The sequence below is a fragment of the Microcella putealis genome, from assembly GCF_004216575.1.
In the GTDB taxonomy this organism is placed as follows: Bacteria; Actinomycetota; Actinomycetes; order Actinomycetales; family Microbacteriaceae; genus Microcella; species Microcella putealis.
In genome coordinates, this window is record NZ_SGWW01000002.1 from 355,691 (window position 1) to 380,095 (window position 24,405).

General features: G+C 68.8%; 31 protein-coding genes. 18 read left to right on the forward strand and 13 right to left on the reverse strand.

Going from position 1 to position 24,405, the window contains the following annotated elements:
• Nucleotides 1-40 precede the first annotated feature (40 nt).
• The 5 genes from EV141_RS06560 (at nucleotide 41) to EV141_RS06580 (ending at nucleotide 3,652) form a co-directional block, all read left to right on the forward strand.
• Nucleotides 41-871, forward strand: coding sequence for a DUF4397 domain-containing protein (locus tag EV141_RS06560; protein ID WP_130485159.1), 831 nt, complete (start codon nucleotides 41-43; stop codon nucleotides 869-871).
• Complete coding sequence (locus tag EV141_RS06565) at nucleotides 849-1,541, forward strand: sortase domain-containing protein (RefSeq protein WP_241969133.1); 693 nt, start codon at nucleotides 849-851, stop codon at nucleotides 1,539-1,541. The genes EV141_RS06560 and EV141_RS06565 overlap by 23 nt, the downstream gene beginning before the upstream one ends.
• 77 nt (nucleotides 1,542-1,618) lie before the next feature.
• Nucleotides 1,619-2,179, forward strand: a complete 561-nt coding sequence (locus EV141_RS06570) for an RNA polymerase sigma factor (RefSeq protein WP_241969136.1) — start codon at nucleotides 1,619-1,621, stop codon at nucleotides 2,177-2,179.
• Entirely contained in the window at nucleotides 2,163-2,954 is a 792-nt protein-coding gene (locus tag EV141_RS06575) for an anti-sigma factor (protein WP_130485161.1), read from the forward strand. Before EV141_RS06570 ends, EV141_RS06575 begins: the two co-directional genes overlap by 17 nt.
• Nucleotides 2,955-2,992: 38 nt before the next feature.
• Nucleotides 2,993-3,652 carry an LbetaH domain-containing protein gene (locus tag EV141_RS06580; protein ID WP_130485162.1) on the forward strand — a complete coding sequence of 220 codons (660 nt, stop codon included), beginning with the start codon at nucleotides 2,993-2,995 and terminating at the stop codon, nucleotides 3,650-3,652.
• Nucleotides 3,653-3,704: 52 nt separating this feature from the next.
• Here EV141_RS06580 and EV141_RS06585 read toward each other — a convergent pair whose 3' ends face one another.
• Both EV141_RS06585 and EV141_RS06590 read right to left on the reverse strand, forming a co-directional pair.
• The gene (locus EV141_RS06585) at nucleotides 3,705-4,130 is read right to left on the reverse strand and encodes a pyridoxamine 5'-phosphate oxidase family protein (RefSeq protein WP_185740125.1); all 426 of its coding nucleotides are present in this window, start codon (nucleotides 4,128-4,130) and stop codon (nucleotides 3,705-3,707) included.
• 76 nt (nucleotides 4,131-4,206) lie between these two features.
• Nucleotides 4,207-5,385, reverse strand: coding sequence for a MarP family serine protease (locus tag EV141_RS06590; protein WP_241969138.1), 1,179 nt, complete (start codon nucleotides 5,383-5,385; stop codon nucleotides 4,207-4,209).
• A 155-nt stretch (nucleotides 5,386-5,540) separates the two neighbouring features.
• On the opposite strand from EV141_RS06590, the gene rpsO reads away from it, so the two are divergent.
• The 5 genes from rpsO (at nucleotide 5,541) to EV141_RS06615 (ending at nucleotide 10,381) form a co-directional block, all read left to right on the forward strand.
• The gene (gene rpsO, locus EV141_RS06595; protein WP_130485163.1) at nucleotides 5,541-5,810 is read left to right on the forward strand and encodes a 30S ribosomal protein S15; all 270 of its coding nucleotides are present in this window, start codon (nucleotides 5,541-5,543) and stop codon (nucleotides 5,808-5,810) included.
• Between the two features lie 98 nt (nucleotides 5,811-5,908).
• Nucleotides 5,909-6,535, forward strand: a complete 627-nt coding sequence (locus EV141_RS06600; RefSeq protein ID WP_130485164.1) for a Pr6Pr family membrane protein — start codon at nucleotides 5,909-5,911, stop codon at nucleotides 6,533-6,535.
• A gap of 73 nt (nucleotides 6,536-6,608) precedes the next feature.
• Nucleotides 6,609-7,298, forward strand: a complete 690-nt coding sequence (locus EV141_RS06605; protein ID WP_130485165.1) for a hypothetical protein — start codon at nucleotides 6,609-6,611, stop codon at nucleotides 7,296-7,298.
• Nucleotides 7,295-7,777, forward strand: coding sequence for a hypothetical protein (locus EV141_RS06610; protein ID WP_130485166.1), 483 nt, complete (start codon nucleotides 7,295-7,297; stop codon nucleotides 7,775-7,777). The genes EV141_RS06605 and EV141_RS06610 overlap by 4 nt, the downstream gene beginning before the upstream one ends.
• A 339-nt stretch (nucleotides 7,778-8,116) precedes the next feature.
• The gene (locus EV141_RS06615; protein WP_130485167.1) at nucleotides 8,117-10,381 is read left to right on the forward strand and encodes a polyribonucleotide nucleotidyltransferase; all 2,265 of its coding nucleotides are present in this window, start codon (nucleotides 8,117-8,119) and stop codon (nucleotides 10,379-10,381) included.
• A 74-nt stretch (nucleotides 10,382-10,455) separates the two neighbouring features.
• Here the strand turns inward: EV141_RS06615 and EV141_RS06620 are convergent, their stop codons facing one another.
• Genes EV141_RS06620 through EV141_RS06635 form a run of 4 tightly spaced genes read right to left on the reverse strand, consistent with a single transcriptional unit; the run spans nucleotide 10,456 to nucleotide 13,418 of the window.
• Nucleotides 10,456-11,250 carry an ABC transporter permease subunit gene (locus EV141_RS06620; protein WP_130485168.1) on the reverse strand — a complete coding sequence of 265 codons (795 nt, stop codon included), beginning with the start codon at nucleotides 11,248-11,250 and terminating at the stop codon, nucleotides 10,456-10,458.
• Nucleotides 11,247-12,185, reverse strand: a complete 939-nt coding sequence (locus tag EV141_RS06625) for an ABC transporter ATP-binding protein (RefSeq protein WP_130485169.1) — start codon at nucleotides 12,183-12,185, stop codon at nucleotides 11,247-11,249. The genes EV141_RS06620 and EV141_RS06625 overlap by 4 nt, the downstream gene beginning before the upstream one ends.
• On the reverse strand, nucleotides 12,182-12,841 hold the full coding sequence (locus tag EV141_RS06630; RefSeq protein ID WP_130485170.1) for a TetR/AcrR family transcriptional regulator: 660 nt from the start codon (nucleotides 12,839-12,841) through the stop codon (nucleotides 12,182-12,184). The genes EV141_RS06625 and EV141_RS06630 overlap by 4 nt, the downstream gene beginning before the upstream one ends.
• A 49-nt stretch (nucleotides 12,842-12,890) precedes the next feature.
• The gene (locus tag EV141_RS06635; protein ID WP_130485171.1) at nucleotides 12,891-13,418 is read right to left on the reverse strand and encodes a YbhB/YbcL family Raf kinase inhibitor-like protein; all 528 of its coding nucleotides are present in this window, start codon (nucleotides 13,416-13,418) and stop codon (nucleotides 12,891-12,893) included.
• Nucleotides 13,419-13,627: 209 nt separating this feature from the next.
• Between EV141_RS06635 and EV141_RS06640 the strand changes: the two genes are divergently transcribed.
• Both EV141_RS06640 and EV141_RS06645 read left to right on the forward strand, forming a co-directional pair.
• Complete coding sequence (locus tag EV141_RS06640; RefSeq protein ID WP_130485172.1) at nucleotides 13,628-14,383, forward strand: bacteriorhodopsin; 756 nt, start codon at nucleotides 13,628-13,630, stop codon at nucleotides 14,381-14,383.
• Between the two features lie 170 nt (nucleotides 14,384-14,553).
• A complete protein-coding gene (locus EV141_RS06645) occupies nucleotides 14,554-15,576 on the forward strand; it encodes an aldo/keto reductase (protein WP_130485173.1) in 1,023 nt (340 codons plus the stop codon).
• On the opposite strand, the gene EV141_RS06650 is transcribed toward EV141_RS06645, so the two are convergent.
• Nucleotides 15,566-16,195: a TetR/AcrR family transcriptional regulator gene (locus EV141_RS06650; RefSeq protein ID WP_130485174.1), complete on the reverse strand. Its 630-nt coding sequence runs from the start codon at nucleotides 16,193-16,195 to the stop codon at nucleotides 15,566-15,568. The two genes, EV141_RS06645 and EV141_RS06650, sit on opposite strands and share 11 nt — an antisense overlap.
• Before the next feature lie 186 nt (nucleotides 16,196-16,381).
• On the opposite strand from EV141_RS06650, the gene EV141_RS06655 reads away from it, so the two are divergent.
• Nucleotides 16,382-16,984 carry a histidine phosphatase family protein gene (locus tag EV141_RS06655; protein ID WP_130485175.1) on the forward strand — a complete coding sequence of 201 codons (603 nt, stop codon included), beginning with the start codon at nucleotides 16,382-16,384 and terminating at the stop codon, nucleotides 16,982-16,984.
• Between the two features lie 18 nt (nucleotides 16,985-17,002).
• Here the strand turns inward: EV141_RS06655 and EV141_RS06660 are convergent, their stop codons facing one another.
• A complete protein-coding gene (locus EV141_RS06660; RefSeq protein ID WP_130485176.1) occupies nucleotides 17,003-17,914 on the reverse strand; it encodes an oxygenase MpaB family protein in 912 nt (303 codons plus the stop codon).
• Between the two features lie 118 nt (nucleotides 17,915-18,032).
• Between EV141_RS06660 and EV141_RS06665 the strand changes: the two genes are divergently transcribed.
• The 3 genes from EV141_RS06665 to EV141_RS06675 are packed head-to-tail and all read left to right on the forward strand — an operon-like array spanning nucleotide 18,033 to nucleotide 20,262.
• Nucleotides 18,033-19,679, forward strand: a complete 1,647-nt coding sequence (locus tag EV141_RS06665) for an FAD-dependent oxidoreductase (protein ID WP_130485177.1) — start codon at nucleotides 18,033-18,035, stop codon at nucleotides 19,677-19,679.
• Nucleotides 19,676-19,996, forward strand: a complete 321-nt coding sequence (locus EV141_RS06670; protein WP_130485178.1) for a rhodanese-like domain-containing protein — start codon at nucleotides 19,676-19,678, stop codon at nucleotides 19,994-19,996. Before EV141_RS06665 ends, EV141_RS06670 begins: the two co-directional genes overlap by 4 nt.
• The gene (locus EV141_RS06675) at nucleotides 19,993-20,262 is read left to right on the forward strand and encodes a metal-sensitive transcriptional regulator (protein ID WP_130485179.1); all 270 of its coding nucleotides are present in this window, start codon (nucleotides 19,993-19,995) and stop codon (nucleotides 20,260-20,262) included. The genes EV141_RS06670 and EV141_RS06675 overlap by 4 nt, the downstream gene beginning before the upstream one ends.
• Here the strand turns inward: EV141_RS06675 and EV141_RS06680 are convergent.
• Nucleotides 20,249-20,746 (reverse strand): GNAT family N-acetyltransferase, encoded by a 498-nt coding sequence (locus tag EV141_RS06680; RefSeq protein ID WP_241969140.1) that lies wholly within the window; start codon nucleotides 20,744-20,746, stop codon nucleotides 20,249-20,251. The two genes, EV141_RS06675 and EV141_RS06680, sit on opposite strands and share 14 nt — an antisense overlap.
• Nucleotides 20,747-20,806: 60 nt before the next feature.
• On the opposite strand from EV141_RS06680, the gene dapB reads away from it, so the two are divergent.
• The gene (gene dapB / locus EV141_RS06685) at nucleotides 20,807-21,550 is read left to right on the forward strand and encodes a 4-hydroxy-tetrahydrodipicolinate reductase (RefSeq protein ID WP_130485180.1); all 744 of its coding nucleotides are present in this window, start codon (nucleotides 20,807-20,809) and stop codon (nucleotides 21,548-21,550) included.
• Complete coding sequence (locus tag EV141_RS06690) at nucleotides 21,547-21,996, forward strand: hypothetical protein (RefSeq protein ID WP_130485181.1); 450 nt, start codon at nucleotides 21,547-21,549, stop codon at nucleotides 21,994-21,996. The genes dapB and EV141_RS06690 overlap by 4 nt, the downstream gene beginning before the upstream one ends.
• 23 nt (nucleotides 21,997-22,019) lie before the next feature.
• On the opposite strand, the gene EV141_RS06695 is transcribed toward EV141_RS06690, so the two are convergent.
• From EV141_RS06695 to EV141_RS06710, 4 genes are all read right to left on the reverse strand, one after another.
• On the reverse strand, nucleotides 22,020-22,937 hold the full coding sequence (locus tag EV141_RS06695) for a TIGR01777 family oxidoreductase (protein WP_260437776.1): 918 nt from the start codon (nucleotides 22,935-22,937) through the stop codon (nucleotides 22,020-22,022).
• Nucleotides 22,937-23,362, reverse strand: coding sequence for an OsmC family peroxiredoxin (locus tag EV141_RS06700; protein WP_130485182.1), 426 nt, complete (start codon nucleotides 23,360-23,362; stop codon nucleotides 22,937-22,939). The genes EV141_RS06695 and EV141_RS06700 overlap by 1 nt, the downstream gene beginning before the upstream one ends.
• A 76-nt stretch (nucleotides 23,363-23,438) precedes the next feature.
• Nucleotides 23,439-23,939, reverse strand: coding sequence for a DUF4395 domain-containing protein (locus EV141_RS06705; RefSeq protein WP_130485183.1), 501 nt, complete (start codon nucleotides 23,937-23,939; stop codon nucleotides 23,439-23,441).
• A complete protein-coding gene (locus EV141_RS06710) occupies nucleotides 23,936-24,364 on the reverse strand; it encodes a thioredoxin family protein (protein WP_130485184.1) in 429 nt (142 codons plus the stop codon). The genes EV141_RS06705 and EV141_RS06710 overlap by 4 nt, the downstream gene beginning before the upstream one ends.
• Between the last annotated feature and the right edge of the window lie 41 nt (nucleotides 24,365-24,405).

A 24,405-nucleotide genomic window follows, 5' to 3' on the forward strand; every position in this document is an offset into this window, starting at 1 on the left:
GGGAACTCTCCCCGATCGGGGAACCACAGTAGGAGGAACTATGCGTAACCGTATTCTCGCGGGCGTCGGCGTCGCCGCTCTCGCCACGCTCGGCCTCGCCGCCCCGGCGAACGCCACCGCTGCCGACACTTCGTCGGTGACCGTCGTCCACGGCATCCTGGGTGTCCCCGTCGACGTTTACCTCGCCGACGGCGCTGAGCCGCTGATCCCCGGGTTCGACCCGACCGACATTGCCGGCCCGCTCGACCTCGCTCCCGGTGACTACGACCTCGTGGTCGTCGCACAGGGTGGCGAGCTGGGCACCGACGACATCTTCGAGCAGACCGTCACGGTTCCCGAGGCCGGCCTGAACATCACGATCGTCGCCCACGCGACGGTTGAGGGTGGCCCCATCCTGACCCCGTTCGTCAACAACATGGACGAGACCGCTGCTGGCGAAGGCCGCCTGAGCGTCCGTCACACCGCCAACTTCGGTGCCGTTGACATTCTCGCGAACGGCGCGCCCCTTGCTCCGTTCACGGGCGTGACCAACCCGCAGGGTGCTGACGCCGACGTTCCCGCCGCGACCTACGCGGCAGCCGTTGCCGCGGCCGGTTCGACCGAGCCGGCCATCGGCCCGGCCGACGTGAACATCACCGAGGGCGTCAACACCCTCGTTTACGCAGTCAGCGACCTCGGCGGCGAGGAGTTCGGCCTGGTCGTTCAGACCATCGAGGTCGGCGCAGCCGGCGTTGATGGCATTCCCGGCGGCGCTGCTGGCCTCGTTGCCGACAACAACACCGGTGCCCTCGTGGGTGGCGCCGCTCTTCTGATCGCGCTCCTGGCTGCCGCGGGTATCATCGCCCGTCGTGCGACCGTTTCGAGCAAGTAAGTCTGAAGAGAGCAACACCAGCATCATGACGAGGGGGCTAACGGCGACCGCACTGGTGGCCGTTAGCCTCCTCGTTCTTTCCGGATGCGCAACTGCCCCGGCGACGGAACCGGCGGAAACACCCGAGCCGACGCCCTCTGCCGAGGCGCCCGCTCAAGCGAGCCGGCCCGCCATCGAAGTGCCGATCACCTCCGGAAGCCTGGACAACCAGCCTCAGTTTCCGACGGCCCCGGTGAGCGTGTCGGTGCCGTCTCTGGGCATTGATATGGCGGTGACTGACGTTGGTGTCGACGACGCCAACCTCATGGAGATTCCAGAGGACGTCGATATCGCAGGGTGGTATCGGTATGGCCCCGGGCCTGACAGTGAGCAGGGAACGACTGTCGTCGCGGCACACGTTGACTTTCCGGGTCAAGGGGTTGGCCCGTTCTCTCGTCTGCGCGATGCACAGGTCGGTGCGGACGTGACGATCACCGACGCAGCCGGCGTTGTACACACCTACCGTGTGCTCGGCGTTGAACGCATTCCGAAAGCCGAGGTACCACTGGACCAGGTGTTCGCGAAGAGTGGCCCACAGCTCGTGAAACTGGTCACCTGCGGCGGCAGCTTCGACCGCAACGCCGGTTCTTACTCTGACAACTACATCGTGACTGCGGAAAAGGTGTCGTGACGGGTTCACCCGCTAGCATGACGGCGTCCGACGGGGCTCGCCCCGTTCATCCGGCGCCGAAGGAGACCCGACCGATCGTGGCGACCGCAACAGACGACGCGACCGACATCGGGCGCCGGCTTCTTGCTGGCGACGAGCGAGCACTCGCCGACGCCTACCGCGAATGGTCGTCGCTGGTGTACTCACTCGCGATGCGTTCGCTCGGCGACACCTCCGACGCCGAAGACGTGACCCAGAAGGTCTTCGTCAAGGCGTGGCAGGGTCGGGCCGGTTTCGACCCGGCGAGGGCCGCGGTCCCCGCCTGGCTCGTGGGCATCACGCGCAACACCATCGCCGACACGCACGCGGCGCGTGCCCGACAGCGCGCACTGGCCGATCAGCTCGGCGCGGTCACCATCGACGACAGCCACCCGTCACCCGAGGCGGGCATCGCCGAGCGGCTACTGATCGCCGACGAGATCGCCAAACTTGACCCTGAACCGCAGACCGTCGTCCGGCTCGCCTTTTTCGACGACCTGACGCACACACAAATTGCCGACCGGCTCGACATGCCGATCGGAACAGTGAAATCCCACATCAAGAGAAGCCTGGCTCGACTGAGAAGCCGATTGGAGGTGAGTCATGGAGCAGCACTGTGACACCGGATCGCTCGCGCTCGGAGCACTCGGAGAGGCGCTCGACCGCGCCGCCGACGAGCACCTGCGCGAGTGCGGCCGCTGCCAGCACGAGCTGGCGCGCATGACCGCCACCGTGTCGGTCGCGCGATCGACGCTCGGCGAGACCTCGCTGCAGAGCCCGCCGTCACGGGTCTGGCAGGGAGTGCACCGCGAGACGGGACTGGGGGCGGCGCTCCGGCGCGACCCACTCATGCCCGCCGATTCGGACGCCGCTCTCGCCACGCGCCCCGCCGCTGCTGAGGCACCGCCCGCAGCGCCCGTCGTGTCACTGGCGGATGCGCGAGCGCGTCGCTCAGGAATCCGTCGCTTCGTGACGCCCCTGGTTGCTGCTGCTGCTGCTGCGGCACTCGTCGCCGGCATCGCTGTCGGCTGGCAGGCACTCGCCCCCCGCGCGAGCGACACCGTGCTCGCATCAGCGAGCCTCGAGGCGCTGCCCGCCTGGGCGGGATCAACCGGCGCGGCCGAAATTGTTGAGCGAGCCGACGGTGAACGCGTCGTGCGCATCGACATCGACGCACCCGCGGTCTCTGGCGCGGTGCACGAAGTGTGGCTGCTGACGCCCGAGGTTGATGGCCTGATTAGTCTCGGCCTCCTGGCCGACGCGGACGGTGAGTTCGTGATTCCTGCCGGCGTCGACCTCGAGCGGTACTCGGTCGTCGACGTGAGCGCTGAGCCGCTCGACGGTGACCCGGCGCACTCGGGCGACTCGGTCGTGCGCGGCGCGCTCGAATCCTGAATCCCGCGCACCGCACTCCGCGCCCCTAGGCTTTCGCCATGCCTGAAACCGTCGCCATCGTCGGCGTTGCGAGCCCCTACGCGTGGGATGTCGTCGAGAGCGCGCGTCGCCTCGGCCTCGGAGTGACGGCGATCGACAACATTGGCAGTGCCGACGCCACGCTGCCGGGGTTGCACTACGACCCGACGCCGACCGACCTCGATCTCGGCAGCATCGTGGGCGTCGCCTCGGCCCAGCACCGGTTTCGCGCCCTCCACGCCGCATACACGCTCGGCTTTTCGAACCCGGTCTGGATCGCCGACCCCTCGGCGACGCTCGCATCTACCGTGGTCGTCGGCCACATGGCCTACGTGAACGCTGGCGCGGTCATTGGCTCGAACACCCGCATCGACTGCGCCGCGAACGTGAACCGGCTCGCCGCAGTCGGAGAATCCGTCGTGATCGGAATGGGCGCATCCATTGGGCCGGGGGCCGTCATCGGCGCCCGCTCCCTCATCGCCTCGCGCGCCGCGATCGGCGCGGGCGCCATCGTCATGGATGGCCTGCGCGTGGGGGAGGGGGCCTACATTGCACCCGGTTCGGTCGTCACCGAAGCGGTGCCCGACTTCGCCGTCGTCGCCGGAAACCCGGGCCAGAGGATGGCGCCGCAAGAGCCCTGGGCGGTCGGTGCCGCCTGCCCGTACTGCATCAACGCCTGATCAGGATGCTCGCGCGTGCCCGGGCAGGCCGCGCACATTCCGCCGCACACGGCTAGAACCTCTCCGGTTCGGGCTGACGATCAAACTGACGCCCGGTGATCTCGTCGGCGTGGATCCGCACCCAGCGGTACTTCAGCGTCGGAATCCACGGGGCGAGCCCGAGCTGCTCGGCCCGGTCGATCTCGCCCTGCTTCTCGACGCGTTCGGCGCGGCCCTTCACGACGATGCTCCAGGCCGCGTCCGCGTCGTGGTCGTCGACCTCGAAGGCCACACGATCGTTGATGGCGAGTTCGAGCAGCTTCGTGCCGGGAGCCGTGCGAAACAGCAGCGTGTGGTGCTCGTCCACCACGTAGTTGACGGGGAATATGTCGATCTGGCCCGCCGCGCTCACCGCGATGCGGCCGAGCGAGGTGGCCGTGAGGCGCGCCCAGCAGTCGTCGGCGGTCATCACCGTGACCGCACCGCTTCCGATGTCCATCGAGCCCTCCTCGCCAGCGTCGTGCCCTCCATGCTGGAGCGGCTCGTGGCGAACGGCCAGGGCCGAAGGTCCCTCTCTAGAGGCGGCAGCTTCCGCTCTCGACACTGCCGCTGAGTGTCGGTGCCGCCGCGATGACGGGGTCGAGCTCGGCCATCGTGTGCGCGTAGCCGATGTCGTCGCGCAATTGGGCCTTCGCGTAGACCATGCCCGCGACGGCGCCATCGAGCGTCAGAACCGGCCCGCCCGAGTTGCCCGGGTTCACGGTCGCGGCCAGCGTGTACGAATCGCGGCTCGCGCGGCTCGACCCGTCGATGGACTCGGCCGCGATCTCGCCGACCGCAACCACCTCAGCACCGCCCGACTGGAAGCGTCCGCCGAAGGGATAGCCCTGCACCGCGCCGACGTCGCCGCGCTCGAGCGTTGTCGCCGTGGGCAGCACGCGGGCATCCAGCCCGTCGATCGCGATGACCGCGATGTCTTGCTGCGGGTCGAAGTAGACGATGCGACCCTCGCGCGCACCCGCGCCCGGAAGCTCGACAAGCGGGGTGTCAACGCCTGCAACGACGTGAGCATTGGTGAGCAGCCGATCGGGCCCAATGACGAAGGCGGTTCCCGACTGAATCTGGCCGCACGCGTAGGCGGCGCCCGTGACCCGGCCGACCGATGCCGCCGCCTCCGTGAGTGCGGCGCTTCCCGCGTCGATCGCGGGCGGTGACACGGGCCCCGCGCTGCCGAATGCCTCGGCGATGCGCGGGATTCCCTGGTCGACAACCGCGCCGCGCAGGGCGGCGATAGCCCGCGCGACCGGGTCGGGGGTCAGCCGGTCAATCGTGCGCAGCACGGCCGAGTTGGCCGTGCTGGACGAGACGACGGGGATGCCGAGGGCCGTCACCGTTGACCCTGCGAGCGCCATCACCAAGATGGCGACGATGCCTCCGGCGACAAAGCCGGCGACGCGGTCGAGGGGCCGGAGAGCTTTCACGACGCCGCGACGAAGGGCGTGGCCGATCACCTCGCCGAGGCTCAGCCCGGCGGTGATCAGCACGAGCAGCATGCCGAGCGCGGCGACGGGCCGCCACACGGGGTCGGGTACCCAGCCGCTGACGAGGGGAACGAGGAAGACGGCGGCGACGGCGCCCACCACGGCGCCGATCGTTGCTCCGAGGGTGAAGACAAAGCCCGCCCGCGCCCCGCGCACCAGACCACCGATGATGGCAATGATGAGCACGACGTCGAGAATGATCGTGAGTGTCACGTCGGCGCCTCCCTCCTCTCGAATTGTCCCAGGTCGTTGATGCGCTGCGCCTGCTGGTAGTCTTGGGCGGTTGCCGTCACGACGGCCGCGGAGAAAGAGAGCCACAGCATCCGGCTGTGTGCGCCGCGCAACGAGCAGAGAAGGGGGTCACCTCTATGGCACTGGACACCACCGCCAAGAAGGCGATCATCGACGAGTACGCTACCCACCCCGGTGACACCGGATCCCCTGAGGTCCAGGTCGCGATCTTGACGCACCGCATCAAGGAGCTGACCGAGCACCTCAAGCAGCACAAGCACGACCACCACTCGCGTCGTGGCCTGCTGCTGCTCGTGGGCCAGCGTCGCCGTCTGCTGGGTTACCTGGCCGATGTCGACATCGAGCGTTACCGCTCGCTGATCGAGCGACTGGGCCTGCGCCGCTAGTCGATCGACACCGCGAACTTCTTCTGCGAAGGCCGCCCCCGAGTATTCGGGTGGCGGCCTTCGTGGTTTCCCGCTCGATCTCTGGCACGATGGCTCGGGTGTTGAGCAGCCCGACCGTCCGCCTCGCACGCGCGGCCCTCGGCGCGGGCGGCCTCGCGATCCTCGCCGCTGACCTTGCCGGCACGCTGCGCGCGAGCGGCGGCATTGACCTCGGCAACTACCTCGGTCAGTTCACGATCCTGAGCGTGGCGTTCACGAGCATCCTGATGCTGCTCGGTGCCGCGCGCGGCCGCGACGGGCGCGCGGGAGTGCACCTGCGCGCCATGGCGGTGACGGGGCTCGGCGTCGCCGCGGTGTTGCACGCGACCTTGCTCGGCGGCACGGCCGGCCCCAGCGGTGAGCTCGTGAACCAGCTGCTGCACACCGTGTTTCCGCTGCTCGCGCTCATGGAGTGGGCACTCGTGCGCTCGTCGCGCTCCGTTCGGTGGGTGACGCCGCTCATGGGGCTCGCGTTCCCCGTCGTGTTTCTCGCCGGCACGCTCGTGCGCGGGGCTCTTGTCGACTGGTATCCCTACGAATTCGTAGACCCCGGGGCGCAGGGCGGGTACGCCGGTCTGGTCGGCAGCCTCGCGATCGTGCTGGTCGCTTTTCTTACCGTCGGCGCAGTCGTCGCTGTGATCGGGATGCTGCGCGACCGCGTGCGCGCCCGTCGCGTCGTCCGCTAGGCCGCCGTCGCAACTGCGGCGCTGCGCACTTCGCTCTCAGCGAGCGTGCGGCGCCCTGTGCGAGCGTGAGCGCATGCGCCGCTCGAGTGCCGCGGCGGCCGCGACGGCCGCGATGGTGACACTGCTCGCCGCGTGCGCGCCGACACCATCGTCCCCCGCCGATCTTGACGAGCTGCTTGTCGAACGAGACCGTGCCGTGCTCGAGGTGCACAACGCCACGCTCGACCGCTTGGCCGGCTTTCTGCGCAACAACTGGGGCCCCGTCACGCTCCCCGACGAGAGCGTCGAGCGTTTCGTCGTGGGGCGTGAGTGGGCGGGGGCCGTCGCGGCCTGTATCGGCACGCTCGGGTTTCCGGGTGTGGGCACGAGTGATGGGGGCGAACGACTCGACTTCAGTGCGGTCGACATCACGAGCCCGCGCGAGAACTACGAGATCGACGTCGCCACCTATCGGTGCTATGGGCGCTTTCCTGTGCGTACCCGCGACGACACCCGCATTCACGCCGTCGAGGCGCCGTGGGCGCACGCATTCACGCGCACGACGCAACTTCCCTGCATCGCGGCCGACGGGCATCCGGTGCCGCCCCTTCCCGAGCGTGACGTTTTCGCTGCGGTCTGGCGCACCGACGCCGCATACGACCCGTTCGCGTTGATCGCCGATCCTGCGAGCCGGGCGCGCGCCGAGGCGCGCTGCGCCGGCCCCGAACGGATGCTCGACGCCGCCATCGACAGCCCTGACCGTGCCGAGGCGGTCGCCCCGTGAACGACGCCGCACCACGCCCCGTACTCGTGGTGCGCGCGAGTGTGGGCCGGTGGGGCTCACGCCTTGCGTGGGCGACGGCGGTCGTGGTGCTCGGCTCGGCGGCGGTGCTCACCGGCGTCGTCGACGGGGTGCTGCGGGTCATCGCTCAGGTGAGCGTGGGTGTCGCCTACGCCCTCATGGTCGCGGCGCTCGCGATCGTCACGGTGCGTCTGCGCTCCAGCCTCCGCTCAGACGGGGAGACCCTCGTGGTGCGGGGGCCGTTTGGCGCCTCGGTGGTGCCGTTCCACGACGGGATCAGTATTAGCCGGTGGATCGTCGACGGTCAGCGGCGCCCCGTGGTCTGGGTGCTCGACCACGGGGCGCCGGTGATTCGCGTCGACGGACGCATCGACCCCGTGCGCGTCGAGTTCTTCGCCGCGCGGGTGGGGGTGCCGATCAGCGACGAACCCGGTCAGCCTCCAGAACCGGCTGACGACTGAGGGTCTGTCGTCAGCCGGGCCAGTTCGCACTGAGAAAGCATCGCCTCGTGTCGCTTACTAGGGCAGCGCACCCGCCCCTGGTAGCCTGAGACATGGCGCACTCGCGTCGATAAGTGAAAACCGTGTGTAGCAGGCCGGCTCGAAGCTGGTCACCGGTGGAGTTCTCCCGTTCCTCTCGAACGGTGGATGTCTACTGTTGGCCAGAACAGACACCGGCGGCGTATCCCGCCATCGTCCCTTCCTGCCTGCTTGCCTCGTGCGGTGCTCCGCGCATCCTGATCGCGTCTGAGACGCGTCATTCGGATGCCCGGTGCAAGAACTGCAAAGGAGAGAGACCTCGTGGAAGGTCCCGAAATCAAGTCCGCCGAAACCGTTATCGATAACGGTTCGTTCGGCACCCGCACTATCCGTTTTGAAACCGGTCGTCTCGCGCAGCAGGCGCAGGGCGCCGTTGCCGCGTACCTCGACGAGGAGACGATGCTGCTGAGCGCGACGAGCGCCGGCAAGCACCCCCGCGAGGGCTTCGACTTCTTCCCGCTCACCGTCGACGTCGAAGAGCGTTCGTACGCCGCGGGCAAGATCCCCGGCTCGTTCTTCCGTCGTGAGGGCCGTCCCTCGACCGAGGCGATCCTCGTCTGCCGTCTGATCGACCGTCCCCTGCGCCCCTCGTTTGTCGAAGGTCTGCGCAACGAGGTGCAGATCGTCATCACCGTGATGTCGATCGCCCCCGACGAGTTCTACGACGCACTCGCGATCAACGCCGCCAGCGCCTCGACGCAGATCTCGGGTCTGCCGTTCAGCGGCCCGATCGCCGGTGTGCGCATGGCACTCATGCCGCGCCAAGACGGCACCGGCCAGTGGGTCGCGTTCCCGAAGCACTCGCAGCTCGCTGACGCCGTGTTCGACCTGACCGTCGCCGGTCGCGTCGTCACGAAGGCCGATGGCACCGAAGACGTCGCGATCATGATGGTCGAGGCCGAGGCCACCGAGTCGAGCTGGGGCCACATCCAGGCCGGCGCCATCAAGCCGAGCGAGGCCGTCGTTGCCGAGGGTCTCGAGGCGGCGAAGCCGTTCCTCGCCCAGCTGGTGAAGGCCCAGGTCGAGCTGGCCGCGCAGAGCGCCAAGGAGGTGCGCGAGTACCCCGTCTTCCTCAACTACAGCGACGAGCTGTACGCGGCGGTCGACGGCATCGCGCACGACGAGCTGGCGCGCGTCTACCAGATCGCTGACAAGGTCGAGCGTCAGAACGCCGATGACGAGCTCAAGGCTCGCGTCAAGGGCGAGATCGAGCAGAAGGTCGCCGCGGGCGAGCTGCCCGACTCGGCTCTCGCGCAGTTCGGTGCCGCCTACAAGGGCGTCTCGAAGAAGATCATGCGCAACCGCGTGCTCACCGAGGGCGTCCGCATCGACGGCCGCGGCCTTGCCGACATTCGCGCGCTCGACGCCGAAGTGCAGGTCATCCCGCGCGTGCACGGCTCGGCGATCTTCCAGCGCGGCGAGACGCAGATTCTCGGCGTCACGACGCTCAACATGCTGAAGATGGAACAGCAGATCGACTCGCTGAACCCCGTCACCAGCAAGCGGTACCTGCACCACTACAACTTCCCGCCCTACTCGACCGGTGAGACCGGCCGCGTGGGCAGCCCCAAGCGTCGCGAGATCGGGCACGGCTTCCTGGCCGAGCGTGCGCTCGTGCCGGTGCTGCCGACGCGCGACGAGTTCCCGTACGCGATCCGTCAGGTCTCCGAGGCGCTCAGCTCGAACGGCTCGACCTCGATGGGTTCGGTCTGCGCCTCGACCCTGTCGCTGCTGAACGCCGGTGTGCCGCTCAAGGCCCCCGTCGCCGGAATCGCCATGGGTCTCATCAGCGACGAGATCGATGGTGAGACGAAGTACGCGGCCCTCACCGACATCCTCGGCGCCGAAGATGCTCTCGGCGACATGGACTTCAAGGTCGCCGGCACCCGCGAGTTCGTCACCGCGATCCAGCTCGACACGAAGCTCGACGGCATCCCGTCGTCCGTCCTGCAGGGCGCGCTGACGCAGGCCCGCGAGGCCCGACTGGCGATCCTCGACGTCATGAACCAGGCGATCGACGGCCCCGACGAGATGGCGCCGACCGCCCCGCGCGTGATCAGCGTGCAGATCCCGGTCGACAAGATCGGTGAGCTGATCGGCCCGAAGGGCAAGACGATCAACGCGATCCAGGACGAGACCGGCGCGCAGATCTCGATCGAAGAGAACGGCACCGTGTACATCGGCGCCGTCGACGGCCCGTCGGCCGAGGCCGCGCGCCTGCAGGTCAACGCGATCGCAAACCCGGTCAACCCCGAGGTCGGCGAGCAGTACCTGGGCACGGTCGTGAAGATCGCCGCCTTCGGCGCGTTCGTCTCGCTGCTTCCCGGCAAGGACGGCCTGCTGCACATCAGCGAGGTGCGCAAGCTCGCCGGTGGCAAGCGCGTCGAGAACGTCGAAGACGTGCTCTCGGTCGGCCAGAAGATCCTCGTCGAGATCACGAAGACCGACGACCGCGGCAAGCTCTCGCTTGCTCCGGTGCTCGCCGAGGGCGACGCCCCGGCCGAGGCCGAAGGCGAAGACGGCTAACGCTGCTTCTCAGAACACGACGGATGCCCGTCCTGCTTCGCGCAGGGCGGGCATCCGTCGTTCACGGCACGCGGCTACACGCCGACATCGCGCCGTCGGAACGCGAGCACCGCGATCACGACCGCGGCAATGGCGACCAGGTACAGCAGCCCGATGGCGGCATCGAGCCCGTCGGCAAGCGGATTCGCACCGAACGCCCAGTGGTACGGCGACACGGCGTGCAGCCACCTGAGCTCCTCGCTCTGATTGCCGAGCGCGTTCGCGGCATAGCCGGCCACGGCGACGCCGGCGGCGGCCCCGACGGCGATCGCACGTCGACCCATCACACCGCCCGCGAGTATCCCGATCATGGCGGTTGACAGCGCTGTGCCGAACAGCGCGAGCCCGCCCGCCACGATGCCATCGGCCTCGAGGCCAAGTTCGCTCGGGCCGTTGAGTATCGTCGCCAGCAGACTCACCCAGATCACGAGGATGGCGAGCTTCAGGGTGATCGCGGCCGCGCGCTCGAGCACGAGTTGCGTGCGGCTCACTCCGTGGGCGAGGGTCAACTCCAGCGTCCCGCGCTCCTCATCGCCTGCGATCGCTGCCGCCCCCCATGACGTGGCCGCGATGGTGAGCAGCACGAACCCGAGCAGGCCGTAGACGGTGCCCTGGGTATAGCCGGCGCCGGAGGTGATCTGGTCGTAGTTGAGCGCCGACACGAGTTCGGGCGGCAGGCTCTCGATGATGGCGAGAAACTCGCTGTTGCCGCCGAACGACGGAAACAGTGGCAGGTACAAGCCGGTCACGGCAGCAAGCCCGAGGGCCCAGCCGATCAGCCCGCGCCACGAGTCGGCGAGGGTGCGGCGCATCAGGGGGAGAGCGCTCATTGCGCACCGCCTGTCTGCTCCGTCGCGGCGTCACTGTAGAAGCTGAGCACGGCGCGTTCGAGATCGGGTTCGGCAACCACAAGATCGAGCACGGGTTGCGCGGCCAGGGCGCTGACGAGTTCGTCCAGACCGGTCGACAGGCGGCCCCGAAGCACCACCGTCTCCCCGGCGTGCTGCGTCGAGAGGGCCGACATCCCGGGGAGCCGCTCAAGGTGCCCGGTCAACGCGGCCGCGTCGACGGCCCGCACGGTGACCCGCACATCGCGGTCGGCGGCGGCGCGGACCTCCGCGACGGTGCTGACCTGGGCGATGCGTCCATTTCGCAAAATCAGGACATCATCGGCCGCCTGGTCGATTTCGCTGATGACGTGCGAACTCAGCAGTACCGTTTGCCCTTCGTCGGTGGCTTCGCGCACGAGCGAGAGGAACGCCTGCTGCACGAGAGGGTCGAGTCCGCTCGTCGGCTCGTCCAAAATGAGCACATCCGGTCGGTGAGCAAAAGCCTGCACCAGCCCGACCTTCTGCTTATTGCCCTTGCTGAGCGCCGTCACCGGGCGCCGCAGGTCAAGACCGAGCCGGTCAGCCAGCTCGCCGATGCGCGGCGCCGCATTCGCCTCTCCGTTGAGGGCGGCGTAGTGCGTGAGCAGTCGGCCCGCCGTGATGCGGGAGTCCATGATTAGCTCGCCCGGGAGGTATCCGATCCGCCGGCGCAGTCTCGGCCCTGCTTCGCGAGGATCGTCGCCGAGGACTCGGACGGTTCCGGATGTGGGGCGGATGATGTCCAGCAGGATGCGCATCGTTGTGGTCTTGCCGGCGCCGTTCGGGCCGATCAGGCCGACGACGCGGCCGGGTTCGACGCGGAGGTCGACCCCGTGTAGGGCGGTGCGGCGACCGTAACGCTTGGTGAGCGCGGTCGCCTCGATCGCGGCGGTCATGTCGAGTCGTCCTTTCGCGGAGTTTCTGTGCCATCGAGGGCTGCGCGAGCGGCGTCGATGACGTCCGTCGTCGCGTACAGGCCGTGTGTATAGAGATCGAGTGTGGGTAGGGTCATGCGGCGCACCGCGTCGGCCGTCAGGCCTATCTCGCCGAGCGCACGGCCGATATGTCGTTCAAGCAGCAGGGGCACGAGGCCGTAGGCGGCGATGATGATGGCGCGCATGCGGGGGTCGGCGCTGTCGCGCATGGCCCCGGCCGCGACTCCCGCGGTGATCATGGCTTCGGTGCGGTCAACGAGTCCGTCCCACAGGCGCAAGCCGTCGTCGGTTCCGTCGAGGATGATGCGCGCGAGATAGTCGAACGCGGGCCGGAAGGTATCCATGTCTCCGATCCACTGCTGGATCGTCGCTCCGAGATCGGGGTTGTCAATGGCGTCGGCGTTGCGCCCCATCAGCTCGCCGAGAACGTAGTCGTCGCAGGCGCGTTGCAGGGCCTCTTTGCTGCCGTAGTGGTGGATCACGAGGGCAGGGCTCACCCTCGCGGCGGCTGCGATGGCGCGAACGCTCGTCGCGGCAACGCCCTGCGCTCCGAAGAGCGCGAGGGCGGCTGCACGAATGCGCAGACGGGCGTCATCGGACGGGGGCACTGAACGCATGTTCAGCACACTAAACGATCGTTCAGCGCCCCGTCAAGGGTGGCGTGAGCTAGGCGGTGTGCGACACCCCCATCAACACCGCGCGGCCGAGGATGTGCTCGCGCAAGGTGAACCCGAGGAAGGCCGGTGTCGCATCGTCCGGAACGTCAAGGGACTCGACGGCGAGCGCTGACAGCACGAAGAAGTACCGGTGCTCACCGTGGCCCGATGGCGGCGCGGCCCCCAAGAATCGTGCGAGACGCAACTCGTTCGGCAGCGTGCGTGCCCCGTTGGGAAGGAGGGCGGCGTCGGGATCGCCCGCATTCTGGGCCAGCTCCGTCGCTGTACCCGGGATGTTGTACACGGCCCAGTGCCAGAACCCACTTCCCGTGGGGGCGTCGGGGTCGAACACGGTGAGAGCGAAGCTGCGGGTGCCATCCGGGGCGCCCGACCACTGGAGTGCGGGGGACCGGTCTTCGCCGCCGGCACCCGCGATGCCAGAGCGCGCCCACTGCGGCAGCGCCTCGCCGTCAGAAAAATCGGGACTCTCGAGCGTGAAGAGCGGCACCTCAGGAAGCTTCCAGAACGGGTCATTCATGCGTGTCTCCTTGTCGTCGCACCCCAGTGTTGACGACCCGGCTGACCTCCCAGTTCGAGAACGGTCGACACACATCTTGTGCAAGGCGACCTCCCAGCCTATGAGCGCACCGTGAGAGCACTTCGCCCGGCCGGCTCCCGATCGCATGTCCGAGACGAGGATCGAATCCCCGATCGTGCGCGGCATCCCGCGAACGATTCCAGATCCAAATGAGCATCATGGAATTCCAGATCGTCCAAGCATTCTTCATGCTGGGCTTCGTCGCGATGGCGGCGGGCGCCCTGTGGTTCTTCATGGAACGCAACGACTTGAAGCCGGAGCTGCGTCCGGTCGCGACGTACGCGACCGTTATCGCCTTCGTCGCCGCGATTCTGTACTACGTCATGAAGGATGTCGTGCAGTTCCCCCTCGGCGAGATCGGGGTCGAGGCGATCCGTAACACGGTCGAGCTGCGCTACATCGACTGGCTGATCACGACCCCGCTGCTGCTCATCGAGTTCGGCATCATCGTGGCGCTTGCCGGTGCGGCGAAGAAGGGCCTCATAACGCGCATCGTGATCGCTGACCTCATCATGATCGTCACCGGTTACCTCGGCGAGACGAGCGAGCCCGGCGCCCCCGGCACCGTCGTTCTCTTCGTGATTTCGTCGCTGGCGTGGTTCTACATCATCTACGAGATCTTCCGCATCGACATCTCGAACGGCCCGGCCCACGCCCAGCGTGCGGTCAAGATCATGCGCCTGTTTGTCGTCATCGGTTGGGCCATCTACCCGATCGCCACGGCGATCGAGCAGTTCCTGCAGATCGGCGGAGCCGACATTGCGCTCGCCGTCAGCATCGCCGCGTGCATCTACGTTGTCGCCGACGTCGTGAACAAGGTGGGCTTCGGTATTGTCGCGATCCAGGCCGCCAAGGTCTCGTCGGGCATCCACGAGGTCGCCCCCTCGAGCGTCGACGCTAAGTAACACCAGCACTCACCAGCGCGGGGCGGGCCAACAGGCTCGCCCCGCTGCTGCTTTTTCCCCGTGATCGCGCATCGATAACGATCGCGCGCCGCTGAGCCCGCCGGGGTGCGCGCGGCGATACTCTCTCCTTCATCCTTCGCGGCACCCTCCGCGACCGAATCGAGGTCGGCATGACGGCACCCTCCGGCAGCCCCCGGGCATCCGCCGGGGCGTTCGCCGCGCCGACATCTGCGTCGAGCGCCCCCAGCGTGTCGGCGGCGAGCGGCCCGGTGCCCACCCTGCGACGCATCGGCACGAGCGCGCTGGCGGTGTACCCCATCGCCCTGAGCGGTACGGTGTTCGGCTGGACCACTGACGGGCCCACCACCACGGCCATCCTCGACCGATTTGCCGAGCTTGGAGGCTCGTTTATCGACACCGCCGATTCGTACGCGGGGGGCCGCAGTGAAATCATGATCGGCAATTGGATGCGCGCCCGCGGCAACCGCGACCAGGTCACGATCGCGACGAAGATCGGCAAGAGCGCCGACAATCCCGGCCTCTCGGCACGCGCGGTCGAGCGCGCCGTGGACGCCTCCCTCCAGCGGCTGCGCGTGAGCCACATCGACCTGCTGTATTTGCACATCGACGACGAGACGGTGCCCTACGACGAGACGCTGCTCGCCGTCGACGAGTTGATTCGCGATGGTCGCGTTCGGTACTTCGGCGGCAGCCACCACACGGGCAACCGCCTGCTAGAGGCGCGTATCGCGTCGGGGCAGCTCGGGGTGGCCCCCATGGTCGCCGTGCAAAATCACTACAACCTCGTGCACCGCAGCGAATACGAGGGTGACCTCGCGCGCATCGCGGCGCAGCTCGAGCTCGGGGTCATGCCGCGCTTCGCGCTCGCCGGCGGATTCCTCACCGGCAAGTACCGCTCGCGCGCCGACCTCGAACGCTTCCGCCGAGGCGGAGACGCAGCCCCGCACTTGAGTCGGCACGGCTTGCGCCTGCTGCACACGATGGACCGAATCGCCAACGACACCGGCACGAGTGTCACGACGGTCGGCCTGTCGTGGCTCTTGTCGCGGCCGCGCATTGTCGCGCCGGTCGTGTCGGTGAGCTCGGCAGATCAGCTCGACGACGTCATGGCTGCGCCGGTGACGTCACTCGGTCGGCACGAGCTGACCGAACTCGATCGCGTCAGCGCGTAGCGCTGCCACACTCGGCGACGAGCCGCTCGGCAACGCGCCGTAGGCCGGCTCGGGCGGCGACATCGTCGGCCATATACGACCAGGCGTATGCGCCGTTGATGGCGAGCGTGAGCCCGTCAGCTGCGGCGCCCGGCAGGGGGTGTCCGAGGCTCGTAAACACCGTGGCGAGACGGGCGGAGACGTGGTCGGTGTAGGCCGCGGTGACCTGCCGAACAGGGTGCTGCCGGTCGGGGTACTCGGCGGCGGCGTTCATGAAGGGGCAGCCGCGGTAGTCGCTCGACTCGATCGTCGACTCGACCATGTCGACGACGCGACCGATTGTCGCGGCGGCGCTGCGCGCATCCCCGATGGCGTCCTCCAGCGCGCTCTCGCCACGCTGACGCTGAATCTCGACGTAGTCGAGCACGAGGCGGTCTTTTGAGCCGAAGTGCTTGTAGAAGGTGGCCTTGGTCACCGACGACTCGGCGATCAGCAGGTCGACGCCGGTTGCCCGGATGCCCTCGTCATAGAACAACCGCAGGGCGGTTTCCAGGATGCGCACCTTCGCCGGGGCCATGGGGCGCTCGCGACGCGCGGTCGACGACACAGCGGTGCTGGGGGGGAAAGCTGTCAGGGTCACCGGGGTCTCCTTGGTCGAGGGTGTGTCACGACTGTAGCAGGCGGACAGACAACCTCGTCTGTCCGCAAGTGCACCGGTCTGCCCCCAATTCGGGGGTACCGATGTTGCACTCTGCTGGGTGGGCGCGGCGTGGCGCTGATGCGCATGGCCTAGGCTCGACCGGGCGACAAAGGAGTGTGCAACGCAGTGTCTCGGTATGTGTACCTAGTGCGTCACGGTGAGCAGCAGGATGCGGAACACGGTCTTCCCGACGGCCCGCTCAGCGGCCGTGGTCAACGGCAGGCGACGGCGATCGCCGAACGACTGTCGGGCGTTCCCTTCACGAGCGTGCACACCTCGCCGCTCCAGCGGGCGGTCGAGACCGCGAACTACATGACGGCTCGCATGCCCGCCATCGAGCCACAGTTGTCGGCGCTTCTCATGGACTGCATCCCGTCGGGGCCCGAGCCCGAGATGCCCACCGCCTTCGAGCCGTTCTTCGGAGGAGTGACTCCTGACGAGATCGCCGCGGGTCAGGCTCAAATGGCCGATGCGACGGCTGAGTGGCTGTCACCGTCGCGCGACGACCGCCACGACCTGCTCATCACCCACAACTTCGTCATTGCGTGGTTCGTGCGCGAGGTGTTCGGGGCTCCGGCCTGGCGGTGGATGGGCGTGAATCAGGCCAACTGCGGGCTCACGATCATTCGCGTTCGCTCGGCCAAGCCGCCGGTGCTCGTCACCCACAACGATCTCGGCCACCTGCCGACCGAGCTACGCACCGGCCTGCCCGTCGACCAGCCCTTCTAGCGGGGGCGCCCGCCGACGTCAGCGACCGCGGTCGGCGCGTTCGGACGCAAGGCGATCGAGGCGCTGGAGCGTGTAGGCCATGCTCGATGACTGGGTGCCGAGCAGCCGCCGGGTGATGCCGAGCCCGATTCGGGTGGCGGTGATCGCGGGCCACCAGGGTCGACGCAGCCCCAGCAGTTTTCGGTATTCGGCCGGAAGCGAGGCAACCGCGCCAGCGAAGAAGATGCGGCACACCGGCCCGGCGCCCGCGCCGAGCGGCGGGTTCTTGAGCCAGCGCACGGCCGCGTCAACGCGGTCGTCGCGACGCAATACGGGTTTGTAGGAGGCGATGGCGGCGTGAAGCTCCGCGCGGCTGCGGGGAGGGTTGTGCATGCCCATGAGCTCGCCGGCAATCGCCCACTCGGCGACATAGGCGTCGGCGCCGCCGGGAATCGGGCCGCCCCAGGTCTCGTGGCTGCCGAGGAACGCGTCGGCGAAGACGCAGTGCACCCACCCGATGAGCTCGGCATCCTCGGCGCTGTACTCGACGGTCTCTCCCTCGGCGGTGCGGTAGTCACCGCGCACCTTGCCGTGCAGTCGGGTGATCTGCTGGCAGACCTCTGTTGCGCGCGCCCGGTCGGCGAATGTTGTCGTCAAGACCCAGCGGACAGTTCCCGCGAGGCGGCCGAGCGGGTCCTCACGGTAGCGCGAGTGGTCGTGCACTCCGGCCATCGCCCCCGGGTGCAGGGTTTGCATGAGCAGCGCGCGAATGCCCGCGACCACGGTGGGAATGCCGTTGTGTACTTCCCAGACCGCCGATCCCGGTCCGAAAAAGCCGGCGTCCTCGCCCTCGGCGAGTTGCCGCACCCAGGCGGGCTGGCCATTCGCATCGCCCGAGAAGATGGTGAGGATTCGAGCGCGCATGCGGGTGGCGACAGCGAGGCGGGGCATGATGACTCAGCGTCGCATATGCCCCTGAATGACGGGGGAGAGCGAGCTGACGGCCGCCCCGCCCGACGCGGCACAACTACCCTTGCACAAAATACCCCTGGGGGTATACGATGTGATCATGTCTGAACCCCGCACTTTCGTCATCATCGGCGGCGTCGCGGGCGGCATGTCCGCCGCCACGCGCCTGCGTCGCCTCGACGAGCACGCCCGCATCATCGTTCTTGAGCGTGGCGAGCACGTGTCATTCGCGAACTGTGGCCTGCCGTACCACGTGGGCGGCGTCATCGAGAGCCGCGATGCCCTCGTCTTGCAGACGCCGCAGGCGCTCGCGGCGCGCTTCACGCTCGACGTACGGGTGCGCACCGAGGCCGTCGCGATCGACCCGACGGAACGCAGTGTGCGCGTGCGCGACCTCGCATCGGGAACCGAGGAGAGCATCCGGTACGACGCTCTCGTTCTCAGCCCCGGCGCAGCGCCGGTGCGCATCCCGATTCCGGGCGTCGAACGCGGCCTGGTGCTGCGCGACCTCGCCGATATGGATGCGATCATCGCCGCCGCCTCCACCGCGCGTCGCGCTGTGGTCGCCGGCGCCGGTTTCATCGGCCTCGAGCTCGCCGAAAACTTGCGACACCGCGGTCTTGAGGTGACCGTGGTGGAGATGCTGCCGCAGGTGTTGCGCCCCTTCGACGTCGAGATGGCGGGCCTCGTTGCCGAGCGCATTCGCGACGCCGGCGTCGAGTTGCGCCTCAGCACCGGCCTCACCGCCATCGAGGACGGCCACGTCGTGGTGGGTGACGGCGAGACGATTCCCGCCGACCTCGTGGTGCTCAGCGTGGGAGTGCGGCCCGAGTCGGGGCTGGCCCGCGACGCCGGGCTTGAGCTCGACGAGCGCGGCTACATCGTCGTCGATGAGCACCAGCGCACCTCCGACCCGCACATCTATGCCGTGGGCGACGCGGTCGTCAAGCAGCGCTTCGACGGCCCGGCCTCACCGGTCTGGCTCGCCGGGCTCGCGAATCGCCACGGGCGCCTCGCGGCCGATGCGATCGCTGGCACCCCCCACGCAGCCGTTCCCGCGCTCGGTACCGCGATCATCGGCCTCTTTGGCGTAACCGCCGCCACGGTGGGCCGCACCGAGCGCGAATTGCGCGACGAGGGGCGCGACATTCGCGTAATCCACACACACCCGATGGATCACGCGGGCTACTACCCGGGTGCCACACAGTTGGCCATCAAGCTCATCATCGACGCCGCGAGTGACCGCATCCTCGGCGCGCAGGCGGTGGGCGAGTCGGGCGCCGACAAACGCATCGACGTCATCGCGACCGCCATGGCCGGGGGGTTGACCGCCTCCCAGCTCGCCGACCTCGAACTCGCCTACGCGCCGCAGTTCGCCAGTGCGAAAGACCCGGTCAACATGCTGGGCTACGTCGCCGACAACCTCGCCGCCGGTGAGCGGAGCGTGCAGTGGCACGAGCTCGAGGCGCTCCAGGCCGACGGGTGGCTACTCGTCGACGTGCGCACCGAGGGCGAGAACGCCGCGGGTGCGATTCCCGGCTCGCGGCTGATCCCCCTCGACGAGCTGCGTGAGCACGCCGAGAGCCTGCGGGGTGAGCGCGTCATCGTGCACTGCAAGGTCGGTCAGCGCGGCCACACGGCGGCACGCCTGCTCGAGCAGTACGGTGTGACCGTTGCGAACCTTGACGGCGGCTACCTCACCTGGAGCGCCGGAGTCGCGGCGACGAGCCCGAAGGGGGCCGCATGACGACCGAAATCGATGTCGACCGCTTGGTCGTCGTCATGGCCGAGGGCGCCCGCGTCATCGACGTGCGCGAGCCCGACGAGTACGCCGAGGCTCATGTGCCGGGCGTCGAACTGGTGCCGCTCGGCACGGTGCCCGACAACGTCGATCGGCTCGCCGGTCACGATGGCCCGCTCTACGTCATCTGCCGGTCCGGAGCCCGCAGCCTCCGCGCTGCCGAGTATCTCGAAGCGAACGGCATCGAGGCCATCTCGGTCGCGGGCGGCACGATGGCGTGGGTGGAGCGCGGCCTTGACTACGAGACAGGAGCAGACTCATGACCCAGATTCCCGAGCACGAGGTGCCGCGCATCGCCAACCGCCTCCGTCGCGCACAGGGGCAGCTGGGTGCGGTGCTCGCCATGATCGAAGATGGCCGCGACTGCCGTGACGTCGTCACGCAACTGTCGGCCGTCTCGAGTGCCGTCGACCGTGCAGGCTTCGCGATCATCGCCTCGGCGATGAAAGAGTGCTTGCGCGAGGGCTCAAGCGACGATCAGGCGATCGAGGTTGCCCAACTCGAGAAGATGTTCCTCAGCCTCTCGTAGCGAGCTCAAGCCCCAGCCACGTGTTGGCGTTGGGGTTGTCGTTGTACGGCGCAACCGGGGTGAAGCCCAGCGCGGTGTACAGGGCACCGGCGGCCTCGAGGCTGCTGTGCGTATCCAACACGAGCTCCGCAGCGCCCAGTTCACGGGCCCGCACGGCGAGCTCGGCGATCAGGGCAGCGCCGTGGCCGCGACGTCGCGCGTGCGGCTGCACCCACAGGTGCTTGAGTTCCGCACGCGGCCCGACAGGCCCGGCATCGATCATCCGGATGCCGCCGCACCCGACATCGGCCGGTTCCCCCGCGAGGTTTTCGTCTTCCACGATGAGAAACACCCCCCGGGGCGGCGCGAACTGCGCCGCGTCCGGCCAGGTGCGGTGGTACTCGCGCGACGCGCGATCAAACTGCTCGGCACGCATCGCGAAATACTGCTCGAGCAGGATGCGCGCGGCCGGGTCATCGGGGGAGCTCTCGCGCCAGATTGTCACCCCCGAAGCGTATCGAGGCGCGAGGCGGAGCCCCAGCGGCGGCGCACTAGGCTCGCTGTCATGGTCACCCGTGTCGCCGTCGTCGGCGCGAGCGGACGCCTCGGCTCCGTCGCCTGCCGTGTCATCGAAGAGCAGTCCGACCTCCGTCTCGCCGCGCGGCTGAACTCCCGCAGCGACCTCGACGAGATGCTCGGCGCCGACGTCGTGCTCGATGTCACGACGCCCGGTGTGTCGTCGACGGTTGTCGACCACGCGGTGCGCGCCGGCCTCGACGTGGTGGTCGGGACGAGCGGCTGGAGCGAGGAGCGCCTGCGCTTACTGCGCACCCTGCTCGCCGGCCACCCCGATCGGGGCGTCATCGTGGTGCCGAACTTCTCGGTGGGTTCCGTGCTCGCGACCCACTTCGCGCAGACGGCTGCGCGCTTCTACGAGTCGATCGAGATCATCGAGGCGCACCACGCCGCGAAGGTCGACTCACCGTCGGGTACCGCCGTGCGCACCGCCGAACTCATCGGCCGCGCCCGCGCCGACATCGGCCCTGTCGTCGCCCCCCACGTCGATCAGCGCGCGCGTGGCCAGCAGGTTGCCGGCGTGCCCGTGCACTCGCTGCGCCTGCAGGGTGTCGTCGCGCAGCAGGAGGTCATGCTCGGCGGCGACGGTGAGGTGCTCACCATCCGTCACCAGACGCTCTCGCCCTCCAGTTACGAGCAGGGCATTCTGCTCGCGCTGCGCGCGGCTGCCGAGCACACAGGCCTCACGGTCGGCCTCGATTCCCTCATCGGCCTTGGGCCGGGCGCCGAATGAGCCGCACCCGCATCGGTGTCGTCGTCATGGCGGCGCTGCTGGCCCTCTACCTCGTGGTCGTGGGGCTCTACGCCGTGCGCCTCGTGACCGACCCGCTTCCCGTCGTTCAGGCGATGGGCTGGGCGCTCATCCTCCTGCCCCTGCTGGGTGCGTGGGCGCTCGCCGCCGAACTGCGTTTCGGCGTGCAGGCTGAGCGGCTCGCCACGCAGCTCGAGGCCGAGGGGGGCCTGCCCGACGACGAACTGCCGGCCTCGGCAAGTGGTCGGCTCGACCGCGAGCGCGCCGACGCGCTGTTCGCGCGCTACAAGGCCGAGGTCGAGGCCGACCCCGAGCCGTGGCAGAACTGGTTCCGGCTCGCGCTCGCCTACGACGGTGCGCGCGATCGTCGTCGAGCCCGCTGGGCGACGCGCGAGGCGATTCGCCGCGAACGCGACGCGCGCGCCTAGCGCGCGCCGCGTATCCGGCGCTGTTACGCGTCGCGGTTCGGGGTGACCAGGGCGTCGATCGCTTGCTCGACGGTGGTGTGCCGGAAGACGAATCCGTCGTCGAGCAGAGCCTGCGGCACCATCTTCTGGCTCGAGAGCAGCAACTCTCGCCCCGCGTCCCCCATCCCGATCTCGATGAGCTTCTCGGGGAGGGTGAACAGGTGCCAGCGATGCATCGCGCTCGCGAGCGCGCGGGTCACGCGGTCGCTCGTCGCGGGCGTCGGGCCGGCAAGATTCACGGGGCCCGCGAGCGTCGACGTCAGCAGGTGGCGAATCGCGGCCGCCTCGTCGTACAGGCTGATCCAGGGCCAGTGCTGCCCTCCGGTGCCGATGCGCGCCGCTGCCCCGAGCCCCGTCAGCAGGCGCAGCGGCGTCATCGCGCCACCCGGCCCGATCACGAGGCCCGTGCGCGCGAGCACGACCCGCGTCGCCTCGGGGGCGAGCAGGGCAGCCTGCTCCCACGCTTCGACCACGTCGGCAAGAAACCCCTCGCCCCGGCTCGCCGACTCGTCAAGACGCACGGCGGGGCGGTCGCCGTAGATGCCGACTGCCGAGCCGCTGACGAAGACGCGCGGGGGAGTGCTGGCCATTCCCATGGCTTCGGCGAGCGCACGCGTCGCGTGCACCCGCGACTCGAGAATCTGCTTTTTCCAGCCGTTCGTCCACGGGATGCGCGAAATCGATGCGCCCGAGAGATTCACGACAGCGTCGACCGAGTCGAGCACGCGGAAGTCGAGCACCCGCGACTCGGGCGACCAGGCAAACTCGTGCTCGTTCTTCGGCTGGCGCCGCACGAGGGTCGTGACGACGTGCCCGTCGGCCCGCAGCTGCCGCTGCAGCTCAGTGCCGATCATGCCGGACGCGCCGGCGATCAGCACGCGCAGGGGCGTGGATGCCGCCACTACGCGAGGGTCGCTTCGAGCGTGATCGAGACGCCAGCGAGCGCCGCCGACACGGGGCAGTTCTTCTTCGCGTCTTCGGCAAACTCGGCAAAGGTCTCGGCCGAAATGCCGGGAACCTTCGCGTTCACGAGCAGGTGGCTTCCCGTGATGCCCTCACCGGGCTGGAAGGTCACCGCCGCCGTCACCTGCAGGCTGTCGGGCGCGTGGCCCGCACCCGTCAGCGCGTGCGAGAGCGCCATCGAGTAGCACGCCGAGTGGGCGGCGCCCAGCAGCTCTTCGGGGGTCGTGGTGCCGGCAACGCCCTCGCTGCGGGCGGCCCACGTCACCGGAAACTCTGCGGCGTCTGAGGTGTCGAGCGAGGTCGTACCCCGCCCATCCGTCAGGGATCCGAACCAGAGGGTCGTCGCTTCACTCGTCACTGCCATGGTCGGTCTCCTTTGTCGCTGAGCTACGGGGGCTCAAGCCTAGAACCCGCAGGCGAGCGACGGGTAGAGACGACTCTCAGGCAGTCTTGCGTCCGAGCAGCCCGGCACGCACGAGCAGCACGTACAGCTGGCAGCCGAGGCAGTACGCGAACGCAGCGTTCAAGAAGGCCGCCACGAACGCCGCTGCCGCCGAGGCGACGAGCGCGTACGGAACGCCAGCGAGGTGCAGGGCGAGGCCCACGCCGGTAACGAGCAGACCGACACCCTGGGCGAAGGTCGGCGCTGCCGGGTCTTCGCGCTCGGTCGGCGCACCCAGCCGGGGCGCGATGAGGGTGCGAAACACCGCGCCGTAGGGGTGGCGCGCGATGCCGGCGAACGCGCCCCACGCGAAGAGCGCGACGAGCAGCGTCTGCAGCACGGCGGCGGGTTCGGTGAGGCGCTCGACGAGCGTCCCCCCGAGCGGGGTCGCGAGGCCGAGTGCAATCACCACGAGCAGGAGCACGCTCGTGATCGAGGCGCCAAAGCGTGGGCCGCGCGGGTCAATGCCCGGGCGAGCGGCGGGCGATGTGGCGCTCACGCGGCGACCCCTGCGGGGGTGCGGCGAGCATCCTCAAGCGTCTCGCGAACGGTCGCGGCGGCAGCCGCGCCGATGATGCGCGAGCGCACCCGCCCGACGCGATCGACGACGAGCGTCGTCGGCGTCGACAGCACGCCCAGTTCGCGGACGAGGTCAGGATGCTCGGTGACGTCGATCTCGCGGTGGCCGACCGTCTCGTCAGCGGTCGCGATCTGCCCGCCGACGCGGCGCATCGCGACGCAGGCCGAGCACACCGGGCTCGACAACTGCAGCAGGGTCAGTTCGGCCTCGGCATCGAGCAGGGCGGTGTCGACGTGTTGGCCGTCGGCCCGCACACGGCCCGTGCGGGCGCGCACGACGACGCCAATGAGCGTTGAGACGGCGACGAGCGCGATGAGTACGCCGGCGATAAGGAGCGGGTCCATGGTGAGAGAAAACTACGACGGGGGGCTGGAATATTCCCCTC